General features: G+C 40.0%; 10 protein-coding genes. All 10 read left to right on the top strand.

Translation table 11 applies throughout. The features are described 5' to 3' along the window. The first annotated feature begins 334 nt into the window (after positions 1 to 334). The 10 genes from NR125_RS26685 to NR125_RS26640 all read left to right on the top strand — a co-directional run bounded on the left by NR125_RS26685 (position 335) and on the right by NR125_RS26640 (position 12,117). A complete protein-coding gene (locus NR125_RS26685) occupies positions 335 to 1,126 on the top strand; it encodes a lipid II flippase Amj family protein (protein WP_009332058.1) in 792 nt (263 codons plus the stop codon). Between the two features lie 451 nt (positions 1,127 to 1,577). After that, the gene (locus NR125_RS26680; RefSeq protein WP_009332057.1) at positions 1,578 to 3,233 is read left to right on the top strand and encodes a right-handed parallel beta-helix repeat-containing protein; all 1,656 of its coding nucleotides are present in this window, start codon (positions 1,578 to 1,580) and stop codon (positions 3,231 to 3,233) included. A 501-nt stretch (positions 3,234 to 3,734) separates the two neighbouring features. Next, positions 3,735 to 4,592, top strand: a complete 858-nt coding sequence (locus NR125_RS26675) for a cell wall anchor protein (RefSeq protein WP_198286679.1) — start codon at positions 3,735 to 3,737, stop codon at positions 4,590 to 4,592. Between the two features lie 5 nt (positions 4,593 to 4,597). Further along, complete coding sequence (locus NR125_RS26670; RefSeq protein WP_009332050.1) at positions 4,598 to 5,218, top strand: class D sortase; 621 nt, start codon at positions 4,598 to 4,600, stop codon at positions 5,216 to 5,218. Positions 5,219 to 5,398: 180 nt separating this feature from the next. Beyond that, complete coding sequence (locus NR125_RS26665) at positions 5,399 to 6,142, top strand: YveK family protein (RefSeq protein ID WP_009332049.1); 744 nt, start codon at positions 5,399 to 5,401, stop codon at positions 6,140 to 6,142. Then, positions 6,132 to 6,839 (top strand): CpsD/CapB family tyrosine-protein kinase, encoded by a 708-nt coding sequence (locus tag NR125_RS26660; protein WP_071156228.1) that lies wholly within the window; start codon positions 6,132 to 6,134, stop codon positions 6,837 to 6,839. Before NR125_RS26665 ends, NR125_RS26660 begins: the two co-directional genes overlap by 11 nt. Positions 6,840 to 6,883: 44 nt before the next feature. Continuing rightward, the gene (locus tag NR125_RS26655; protein WP_009332048.1) at positions 6,884 to 7,648 is read left to right on the top strand and encodes a tyrosine-protein phosphatase; all 765 of its coding nucleotides are present in this window, start codon (positions 6,884 to 6,886) and stop codon (positions 7,646 to 7,648) included. 100 nt (positions 7,649 to 7,748) lie between these two features. Further along, positions 7,749 to 9,569 (top strand): polysaccharide biosynthesis protein, encoded by a 1,821-nt coding sequence (locus NR125_RS26650; RefSeq protein WP_009332047.1) that lies wholly within the window; start codon positions 7,749 to 7,751, stop codon positions 9,567 to 9,569. 32 nt (positions 9,570 to 9,601) lie between these two features. Further along, the gene (locus NR125_RS26645) at positions 9,602 to 10,846 is read left to right on the top strand and encodes a lipopolysaccharide biosynthesis protein (protein WP_009332046.1); all 1,245 of its coding nucleotides are present in this window, start codon (positions 9,602 to 9,604) and stop codon (positions 10,844 to 10,846) included. Next, positions 10,840 to 12,117 (top strand): O-antigen polymerase, encoded by a 1,278-nt coding sequence (locus tag NR125_RS26640; protein ID WP_009332045.1) that lies wholly within the window; start codon positions 10,840 to 10,842, stop codon positions 12,115 to 12,117. The genes NR125_RS26645 and NR125_RS26640 overlap by 7 nt, the downstream gene beginning before the upstream one ends. Positions 12,118 to 12,133: the final 16 nt, after the last annotated feature.

The following is a 12,133-nucleotide window of genomic DNA, read 5'->3' as shown; positions in this document are numbered from 1 at the left end:
TGTCGATGCAGGCGATGCTTACTTTCGCTGCCATGAATTTGAAGAAAATGGCCAATTGGACTTGGCAAAGTCCAGAAATGGCCTAAATAATAACCTCGGAGAGGTCTGCAATTCTCTGTAATTACTTGAGGTCCTACAAAAAATCAAAAAAAGAGTTCGGAATGAGACTATTCCGAACTCTTTTTGTCTACAAACTGTAATAGCCAGCTTTTTAGCTGGCTATTTTGGTGCAGTTACAATATTGACAGGCTTATAAGCGTAATAAATAATTATGTGATAAGAAATATTTAATCTATCTCTCAAAACCGGAAATCCAAGCTGGAGGCATTGAACTTTGGATATACAGCTAATTGGACTAATAATTCTCACATTAATCATTCATCTAATTGATACTCTGGCATATTCCGTTCGCCTTAATTCTGTTAAGAGCGGAAAATTTGCTCTGTCCATTTCATTGTTTAATATCTTTGTGCTGTTATCAAGAACGGCAAATATGTTTCAGGCACCTTTAATCGGCGGTTTAATCGGTGCCAGTATTGCTGCCGGACAGGATTCGCTTTCTGATATTCGGCTGGTCATTTTTTCTTCAACAGCCGGTACACTGCTAGGTATACTATGTATTCCTACTTTTCTCAGTATATTTTCTAAAGCTGTTGATAAGCTTGAGGTTACTGGTTCTGTTCCGTCTATAGTAGCAGAGTCACTGAAGATTAATACAATAAAGCGAATGGTTAAAAGCAGAACAAGCCCTAAGAGAAACATGCTTTCAAGCCTCAGGTATAAGCAGATTCCCAAACGGTTCTTGCTTCTTAATACTATAATTACGGCAATCTATACGATTGGTGTAATATCTGCCTATTATGCTGCCTCCTTTGTACCAGAAGAACATCGTCTTGCTGCATCTGCTTCTTCCGGTATGATCAATGGTGTTGCGACAATACTATTAACATTATTGGTTGATCCGCAGTCAGCCATTATTACAGATCAGGCCCTTAGGCAAAAGCGGCCTTATGGAGATGTGAAAGCTCTTGTTATTTTGCTGATCGGTACAAAATTGCTTGGCACCTTAATTGCACAGATATTTGTATTGCCAGCTGCAAAAATTATTGCGAGCTTCTATAGTTAGGGATTTGCAAGCGAATTGAATGACGATGGATCCAGAGAAATCTCCATCAGAAAATATATAAAAGTTGGAACAGATACAGGAATAGTCTATGTAGCAAATGACCAATTCTTCCAAGGTACTATTGCTTATATGAAAGGCTCATCGATTATGATGGAACCTATAGCTTCTAAGGAGAGTGTTAAGCGGGAGTTTAATTCTGTAAAAATAAATAATCTAACGTGATTAGTAGCCAGCTGCTTAGCTGGCTATTTTAGTGTGAACAGTATCATTCATCAAAGTGAAATACCCTTTTCCTTCTAACCCGGGAACACCAAAAATTACAAACTAATAATTCAATTTACCTACATAAAATTACCTAATTTATGTATAATAATGTTAAATTTACTTAGTTTAATATGAATAAAAGACCATTTATGGTGTGCTTTTGTTTATTAGGAGAAGGAGAAGGAAAATGAATCATCTGAGGATTTATTTTGCAGGGATTATCTCAGTAATTATTCTGCTCATACCCGGGCAGACCAATACATCGGCAGCTGATCAGTATAATAAGAATAATAATAAAAATGGTATAGATGACAACTGGGAAAGGAGGTATAACCTAAAATCAGGCAAAGAAACAGGATCAGAAGATCCAGACAAAAATGGCTTGAATAATTACTTTGAGTATCAGCTTAATTTGAGCCCGATAACAAATGATACAAATAAAAATAAAGTCCCGGATGGAGTTGAGGATTTTGATAATGATGGCCTTTACAATCTTGCCGAAGTAAAAATGGGCCATAATCCGAAAGTGCCAGATATGGATAAAAGTAAAATTATACGTGTGTCGGATTTGGTTGATGAAAGCCTTACTAAGAATGATCGGGATATGACAGAGCTATTACATAAAGCATTAAAGCTTGGAGCCGGCAAAATTGTGGTTATGCCATATGGAAGTTCATTTAAAGTCAGTGGTTTAAGGATTCCAGACAATACTTTAGTTATCGGGTACGGGTCAAAGATATACAACGATAATAAACACCAAACCCTGTTGACAATTGGCAGCGGAGTAAAGCTATATGGAATTGAGCTTCAGGGTGCAGGAAATAAGAAGGCAGACAGCAAAGGAATTGGGATAAAGATTCAGGGTGCAGGTGCTGCTGGTTATGCCAAAAATATTATCATCGAGGATGTAAGCATTCATAATATAGGCTTTTATGGAATATTTGCTGAATTTGCTGATAGTGTAAAGATATCAAATACTCTTATTCGTGATATTGGTTTTGCGGGTGTCGGGGGGATATCAGTAAAAAATATGCATGTGGATAGGAGCCACATTAAGGGTGTTTCACCTGGAAACAAAGGGAATGCCTATGGCGTTTTTTATTCACGAAAGGGTGCTGAGAGCAGCTTGAAAGCACATCCGAGGAGTGCTGATAGTTCGGTAACTAACAGTATCATAGAAGACATTCCGTTATGGGAAGCGCTGGATACCCATGGCGGAGAGAATATTTCATTTAGCAATAACATGATACGAAATGCTAAGGTTGGCATCGCATTTGTTAATGCCACGGGAAGCGGGGGAAAGGAGTTATTTGGTTCCCAAAAATGTAAGGCAAAGGGCAATAAAATAGCTGGAATCGGCAAGGGATATGGAATTGTGGTGGCCGGATCTTCATCTGATAACAGCAGAGGCTGTACGATTGAAGGCAACCAATTAACTATGACTGGACAGCAGGGAAATAGCATATCGGGTGCGATTCAGGCATCCTATACTAGAGGCTTGATGATAAAAGATAATACTTTGCTCCATTCCTATGCAAATGGTATCCACTTATATACTCACAATCAGCAGTTTACAATCTCAGGGAACAAAGTAGAGGATGTCCAGGACAATGTGTATAAGGTGCCATCTGCTATTGCCTTTCGTTCCGGCAATAATTCAGGCACTATTGCGGGAAATACCCTCTTAAGAAAAAATGAAAAATTAAATGCTTATGTCTCATTGAGAGGAATCAACATTTCCACACAGGAAAGAATGGAATTGGTGATTGGCAAAAATAGCAACAACTTCGTTCTTCCTGTAGCAGGAGGAGCAGGGAGACATGTAAAGTATTTATTAAAGTAAAAGCTGCCGCATGGATGAACACGGCTTTATAAATGGTGAGATTATAATATTCTCTTAAATAGTGGCTGAAAAAATAATTAGGAGCTTCCGTTAATCGGAGGCTCTTTTTTGTTTTATTCTATAATAATTTTTGTTTTGGCTCCGTACAACGGCCCATCTCTTTCTGCCTCTTTTCCCTAATTATTCTAAAAGTAAAATGTGATAAAGGAATTGATTGAATAGTAGAATTGTTCCAATTTTCAACAATTATGTTTGTTTAAATGAGCCTGTGGTATAAACGACTGTGAAATAAATTCCAGTATTGGGTAAAAAACTTATTTATGTAAGAAGGAGTGAATGCAGGCAATTAAATCTATGTTTCAACAGAAAAGAGTGAGAAACATCTCAGCAAAAATTTCAAGTGCAGGTTAGCGATTACAGTCTGCCGACCAGGAATACATAAAAAGAGCTGAAATGTAAACCCCTTCCGCTGCCGATCCGAAATCAGCCTCTTGCCTGTTCATGTTCTGTTACATCAATCCATGGATGGATTGGCCATTCTTAAAGGGGGTGGTTATTGGCAATCTAAAGATACTTAACAAGCTCTGGACAGGATATGGATTTTTTTCAAAAAATAAGGAATTGGAAGGTGACAAGGTGATATTAAAAAACAAGCTTAAAAATGGATTGAAAATCACGGCACTCAGTCTTGGAATTACCTTCATATCTGCGGGGCCAATGACAACGGCGCTGGCAGACACGCAAACTGTCACTCCAGCTCAGCAATTGGTGGATGCTCTAAATGTGATGAAGCTTGATCATGTTGATTATCTGTATGCATACCTGCAGTCGATCGAGCTTTCGGAAAATGAATATGGCCAAATAAAAGACAATACTGCCCGGGCAAATCAAATTATCCGGAATACAAGCAGTATTGACAGCCTGCCGAATTCAGCAAAACTGGAGCTTTTACGCATCTTTATGAACAATATTAAGCTTCTTCAGCTTGATGCCAAGATGGTGGATGATTTCGGCCATAAAATTAATATTTTGAACTATGAGCCTGGAACTACTGGTGTAAAGATTCAGCTTCTTGATAGAGACGGAAATTTGCTGGCCATTATGGATCCGACAAGGGAAGATTTGGCCCCTGAAGTCCTGCTGAGCAAAATCAATGCATTGCTTGAGGCAGTTGAAGCATTGAGAGAAATGAGTGAGACTGGAGTATTTGTTCCAATGCCAGCGGCTGAATTGCCAAATACGGCAACTGGCCTGCCAAATATGATCATGCTTGGAGGGTTGCTCATTGCCATTGGCGGGACAGCCCTTATTCCTGCAGTCGCAGTTTCAAGAAAATCGAAGAACCCGGCAAAGGCATAAATTGAATGAAAAAGAAAAGAAAAAGGCGGAAAGTATGGAAGTGGTTTCTGTTTGGAATTCCAATCACTATTATCCTTTTAGGCGTGGGGATTGTCGGCTTTTTTGGAATGGATTTGACCAAGCAGTCTGTCATGCTGGCCCGTTCAGCAACAGCCGAATATGAACCTGAAATGCCGCCCAAAAAGTTCAAGCAGGCTTGGCCGGAGCTTCCTGCACCTGGTGAAAGCCTAGGGGAGCTTAACTTTCCATCCCTTGATTTAGCTGTGCCTGTGGTGCAGGGAACACATGATGAGGAATTGAAAAAGGGAGCTGGGCACTTTGCTGGCAGTGCCCTCCCCGGGCAAGGAGGCCATGTCCTGTTAAGCGGCCACCGCGACACGGTATTCACTAAGCTGCAGCACTTAAAAGAGGGTGATCAGGTGACCTTCAAAACTGATTACGGAGATTTTGTATATGAGGCAGTCAAGTTTGAAATTGTTCCTGCCGATGACCTGACCGTTAATGTGGCTAAAGACTATGAGACTCTTACTCTTACAACCTGCTATCCTTTTGATTTTATCGGGGATGCGCCTGATCGCTACATCGTGTATACCAAATTGGTTTCCATGCCTGAAATAGATTCTTGATTGCACTTATGGAGAAAGGAGAATAGGGCTAAGCAAATGGCCTTATTCCCTTTTCCTTCTCACTTTCGTTTATTTGATAACCTTTATATCTTTATATCTCATTTACCAGACTTTTAAACATTGAATAGTTTTTTTACATATACCAATATGCTATGTGCTTACTTTTGTTAGGAGGACCCTATGGAAGAAACCATTAGTTTAAAAGAATTACTGCACACACTAAAGAAAAGGATGTTTTTAATTCTTTCTATTACATGTACTGCTGTTCTCCTGAGCACTGTGTTCAGTTTGTTTTTCCTAACGCCAATCTACCAGTCATCAACACAGCTTCTGGTCAATCAGGCCAAAAGTGATCAGCCGGTCTTTAATCCAAGTGAAATCCAAACCAATCTGCAGCTGATTAACACGTATAACGTCATTATTAAAAGCCCGGCCATATTGGATTTGGTTCGCCAGGAGCTGGACCTGGATTTAACAGCCGATCAGCTTGATTCAAAAATAACAGTGGCCAGTGAAAAAGAATCGCAGGTTATTGCCATTACTGTTCAGGATCCCGATCCATATACCGCCGCCGACATTGCCAATACGACTGCAAAGGTTTTTCAGAATGAAATAGTCAATATTATGAATGTCGACAATGTCAGTGTGCTGGCAAAGGCTTCAGTAAAGGAAAATGTTTCCCCTGTAAAGCCCAACACCATTTTAAACGCTGTAATTGCTTTTATTGTCGGGATTACGGTAAGTATTGGACTGGCATTTTTACTTGAATATCTTGATAACACAATAAAGAATGAGCAGGATGTGGAACAAAGTCTGGAAGCCCCGCTTCTGGGTGTCATTTCTGTCATTGAGGATTCCGGCAGGGATAGCAGAGCCAAAAGAACAGAGAGCATTAAGAATACAGGCGGTGAAAGTGTTGTTTAAATGGAAATCCAAAAAAAAGACAGGGGAAAATAGCCGGAAATTAATCACTTTGATAAACCCAAAATCCCCGATTTCTGAACAGTACAGGACCATTCGGACCAATATACAATTTTCCTCAGTGGATAAGGAGATCAAGTCCATAATGGTGACTTCTGCCGGTCCTGGTGAAGGAAAGTCCACCACTGCTTCAAACTTAGCTGTTGTTTTTGCTAACCAGGAAAAAAAGGTGCTCCTGGTGGATGCAGATTTACGAAAGCCTACGGTGCACTATACATTTAACAGCAGCAATATAACTGGATTAACAAATGTACTAACAAAGAAAACGTCAATGAATAGTGCGATTGCAGGAACTAATGAAGCCAACTTGTCTGTGCTGACGAGCGGGCCTATTCCTCCCAATCCGGCTGAGCTTCTTGGTTCCTTAGCAATGAAGGAATTCCTAAAAGCGGCCTATCAGGAATTTGACATTATTCTATTTGATACACCGCCCGTATTGGCGGTTGCAGATGCGCAAATACTTGCCAACCTTTGTGACGGAAGCATCCTGGTGGCACGCAGTGGAGAGACAGAGATTGATAAGGCAAAGAAGGCAAATGACTTAATTAAGTCAGCTAAAGGAAAGCTTCTGGGGGTAGTATTGAACCATAAAAAACTGAAGGATTCCACCTATTATTACTATGGAGAGTCAGATAAATAGAAATGTTTTTCAGTTTAATAGCTTCCAGGCAAGGAGGAAATGCCATGATTGATATGCACTGCCATATCCTTCCCGGTTTGGATGATGGTGCTGGAGATATGGATGAAGCCATTCATATGGCGAACAATGCAGTTAAAGAAGGAATAAGCACAATCATTGCGACACCCCACCATAAGAATGGCCGATATGATAATAGCAAAGAGAATGTTGTTAGGAATGTTGAGATGCTTAATGAATTGTTAATAGCCAAAGGAATCCCATTGGAGGTTTTGCCTGGACAGGAGTGCCGCATTTTCGGCGAATTCCTTGAGGAATATGAATCCGGCAACATCATGTCGCTTGCGTGTTCCCATTTTGTCTTAATTGAGCTTCCTTCAGGTCATGTGCCGCGATATACCGAACGCCTGCTTTATGATATGCAAATGAAGGGGTTGACCCCAGTCATCGCCCACCCGGAGCGGAACTCAGAGCTTACGGAGCGGCCGGAATTATTATATAGCTTAGTGAAAAATGGCGCTTTGTCCCAGATCACTGCGGCCAGCGTTTGCGGCTATTTTGGAAAAAACATCAGGAAGTTCTCACAGCATTTAATTGAATCAAATCTAGCGCATTTTATTGCATCAGATGCTCATAATACGGCCAGCAGGTCCTTTTGTATGCAAGAAGCATTTCAATTAATTAATGCTAAGTATGGCGTTGAAATGGTTTGCCTGTTAAAAGAAAATGCGGAGCTGCTGGTTAGGGGGCAGAATGTAATAAAAGAAATTCCGGAAAAAATCCAAAAGAAAAAATTTCTTGGGTTGTTTTAATAATTCATAAAGAATCAGGTGTCCGTTATGTAATATTTCTCTGCAAATACTCCAGAAAGTATTGACGAATGACAAGCTTAATTAAAAGGAGGATTGCGAATTGACCTATCAAAAACGGCTGACACTGCTAATGTTATTGGATTCTGTCATCGTATTAGGAGCTATTTATCTGAGTGTGTTAATGCTGGTTCCAGCGATTCGGATTTTTCATTCAGAAACTCTTTTGGTAAGCTCGGTCACTCTGCTGCTGAGCCACCATATTTTCTCCTTTATGTATGGGCTATACAACAAAGCCTGGGAGTATGCAAGTACAGGTGAACTGGTAACGATTGCTAAAGCAGTGAGTTTATCAGTTATTTCGACTGCGTTTATGCAGCAGATTCTCGTTCAGGATGTTTATTTCAGGGCTCTGGTGCTGACATGGATGCTTCACGTTCTGCTGATTGGGGGTTCCAGATTTTCCTGGAGAATCTATAGAGACAGGTATATTAAGCCAAAGACAACTCAGCAAAGGGCTTTAATTATTGGTGCAGGTGCAGCGGGAACCATGCTTGCCCGCCAGCTGATGAAAAATCGTGAAGCAAGCATCATGCCGGTCGCATTCATAGATAATGATCCGCAAAAGCATAAATTGTATATACACGATATACCCGTTGTCGGGTGTACAAAACTAATAAAAAAGACGGTTGAGGTATTAAAAATTAGTAAGATCGTTATTGCTATTCCGTCCCTAAGTAAAGAAGAAATGAAACGAATATATGAGGAATGCGCGGGAACAAATGCCAAAACTGTCATCATGCCAATGGCAGAAGACGTATTGCTTGGCAAAGTATCTGTTAACCAGTTCCGTGATGTTCAGGTTGAGGACCTGCTGGGCCGGGAGCCAATTGAACTTGATATAAAGAGGATTTCTAAAAAGCTCACAGGAAAGACCATTATGGTAACGGGCGCAGGCGGATCGATTGGTTCTGAAATTTGCCGCCAAGTATGCAGGTTTAAGCCGAAAAAGATTCTTCTCTTAGGGCATGGAGAAAATTCAATCTACCAGATTGACATAGAATTAAGGAATAAATATAAAGATGAAATTGGATTCGTGCCAGTAATTGCGGACATACAGGATAGAAACCGGATCTTTGAGGTGATGGAAGGCCATAAGCCGGATGTCATCTATCATGCTGCTGCCCATAAACATGTGCCTTTGATGGAATATAATCCAAAAGAAGCTGTGAAGAACAATGTCATTGGAACAAAGAATGTAGCGGAAGCCGCCGACACCTATGGAGTTGAAACTTTTGTGCTTATTTCTTCTGACAAAGCTGTTAATCCGACAAATGTTATGGGATCGACCAAGCGAATTGCCGAAATGATTATACAGGAGCTGAACAGGAACAGTGCTACGAAGTTTGTGGCCGTTAGGTTTGGAAATGTGCTTGGAAGCAGGGGCAGTGTTATTCCTCTATTTAAAAAACAGATTCAGTCCGGAGGGCCAGTTACGGTCACTCATCCGGAAATGACCAGATACTTTATGACGATTCCGGAAGCTTCAAGGCTGGTCCTTCAAGCAGGAGCTCTGGCAAACGGGGGCGAGATATTTGTTCTGGATATGGGTGAGCCTGTTAAAATTGTGGACTTGGCGCGAAACCTGATTACTCTTTCAGGCTATAAAGAAGATGAAATTGAGATCCGTTTTTCAGGTATTCGTCCAGGTGAAAAGATGTTTGAAGAACTTCTTGGCAAGAATGAAGTCCATGAAGAGGCTGTTTACCCTAAGATCTTTATTGGGAAGGGAGTCCAGGTTAATTTCAGCCGGGTGACTTCCTTGATAAAAGAATATGAATCTTATAGCGATTCAGCGCTGGCAGATTATGTTCTTTCCATAGCGAATAATAAAGAGCCGCTGTTAATGACAAGTGTTAACTAGATCGGCCCCTTTCCGGAAAAGGGCGGTATAAAATGAAAAACTTATTAAACCTAATAGGAGGGAATGTAGTTTCCCACCTGATAACTTTTGCAGCTGCACCTCTTATTACAAGACTATACTCTCCCGGTGAATTGGGAGATTTATCAATGATGATAGCAATTCTAGCCATATTAAATGTTTTTTCCACCTTGAAATATGAACTGGCCATTCCCTTGGCGAAAAATGACAGAGATACAGCGAACCTATTGGTCATTTGTTTCGCTGCTTTACTGGCAACTTCAATCATATACCTATTGCTTGCAGTCGGATTTTCTGTATTGAGCCCTTGGGGCATGTCAGGTACTGCCGTTTTATTACTTCCAATTATGCTTTTGGGTGAAGGTCTATTTACGATTGCAGTCCATTACGGATTAAGGTTTAAAAAATATAATCATATTTCATTAATAAAGGTGAATAAAAGCATCATAACGAATTCCGGCCAAATTGGTTTCGGCTTAATAAGCGGCAGCTCTTTTTCAATAATAATGGGGGATTTAATAGGCAGGCTGCTGGGTGCCAATAAAATGCTGTTGGACATGAAAACCTATTTAGCTTCCCATAAAGAAGTTATTAGCAAGAGCAGCATGAAAAAGGTTGCCATTGAGTTTAAAAACTATCCTTTGGTTTCTTCATTTTCGTCTTTTTTAAATAGCATAGCCTTACAGGCCTTTCCGCTCATGCTTGGAGTTTTGTATGGATCTGCCTCCTTGGGGATTTATGCTCTTTCCCAAAGAATACTGATTGGGCCGCTATCTTTAGTTTCGCAGGCTTTTTCACAAGTTTTCCTAAGTGAGGCAGCGGAAAATATTAGGAATGGAAGAACCAAGGGACTAGTAAAGCTTTTCATGTACACTGCGGGAGCATTGCTGCTGTTTGTTTGCATCATTCTCTCCATTTTTCTGTTATGGGGAGAGGAAATTATTAAACTCTTATTTGGTTCTAAATGGACTGGATCTCATGACATTATTAAATATATGAGCATTATGATCCTGTTTCAGTTTGTAGCGAGCCCTTTATCACAATCATTAAACCTGCTGAACAAACAAGCTTTCCAATTTTATTGGGACTTAGCGAGATTTATCATCATCAGTTTATTTTTGCTCGTTATTTATTTGCTGGGAGTCGGCTTTTACCTGACAATTTCCATCTATAGTGCACTAATGGCCATTATGTATATCACTCTATTGGGGATCATCATCAAACAATTATTAAGTCTTGAAAAGAGGAGCATATGCTAAAAAATAAGATTCTGCCGTTTACGGCATCAGTCATAGCTTATAAGGCTTTATGTGATTATTTCTATATAAATTTTGTTGCTGAGCTGTTTTTCTATGATGGCTATTATGTAAATATCAATTACTTCAAATATATAGAGACATATTTGCTCATTATCTTTTCGGCGGGCATTCTATATGCTTTTTTGAGAAATTACAGGGGGCCGAGCAAGATTATACTTTATATATTTTATTTAAATTTAATTATCCCGCTCATATCTATATATGCATTGGAAGACCAGCCAAGAGTGTATATCTATACGATTATGCTTGGCTTCCTGCTCACATTATCTCTGACCAGAACCAGGAAGATCAGGCTGCCGGCCGTTTCAAATGGAAAGCTCCTGTTAACCGTTTTCTTTGCTTTAATGACAACCTATGTTTATGGATATTTAATAGCTACTGGCGGGTTAGGCAGGATTAACTTTGACCTGAGCCTAGTATATGAAACAAGAGCTCAATATTCCAGTACTGCCAATGGCTTGTCTTCCTATTTAATTCCCTGGCAGGCGTATGGGGTTAATAATATGATCATTGCCCTCGGCATTATCTTCCGCAAGAGATTTTTATTGCTGCTGGGTATTGGCCTCCAGCTATTATTGTTTGGAATGATAGGGCAAAAAAGTTTTCTGTTTGCCCCAGTGCTCGTCATTTTCTTGAGTTACTTTTTAAAAAAGAAATTTATTTACAATAACATCATGACTTTGCTTGCTATTGGATTTTCAGTCATTACGCTCCTTGGCTTTCTGCACTACAAGTTTACCAGCGACCCGCTGATGGGATCCATTTTTATTCGGAGGCTGCTTTTTACTCCGGCAAAGCTGCATTATATCTATTATGAATACTTTTCGGAAATGCCTAAAATGTATTTAACGCACAGCTTTTTCTCGCCTTTTGCGGAAAATTCATATGGTATGGGGCCGGTAGAAGTGATAGCCAATCAAATATATGGCAGAGATTTTAGCCCGAATGTGGGCATTTACGGGGATGCGTACCTGAACTTTGGCTTAGGAGGAATCCTTTTTTATTCCATTATTTTGGGGGTAATTCTAAAACTGCTGGATGGAATTTCTTTAAGCCTGCCAAAGAATATTAGTATAACCATCGTCATTATACCTTTTATGGCCATGCTAAACTCCGCTTTGCCAACAAGCCTTGCAACACACGGCATTTTGTTTTCTCTTTTTTGTTTATGGATTTTGTCTGGAATACTAAAACAGATTAAGCCGGTTTAGAAATGAATGGAGGGAT

Origin of the sequence: Cytobacillus sp. Bac17 (genome assembly GCF_024519925.1) — a bacterium.
Taxonomy (GTDB): domain Bacteria; phylum Bacillota; class Bacilli; order Bacillales; family Cytobacillaceae; genus Cytobacillus; species Cytobacillus pseudoceanisediminis.
The sequence above is the reverse complement of the archived record's forward strand: the minus strand, read 5'-3'. Positions and strand labels throughout refer to the sequence as shown.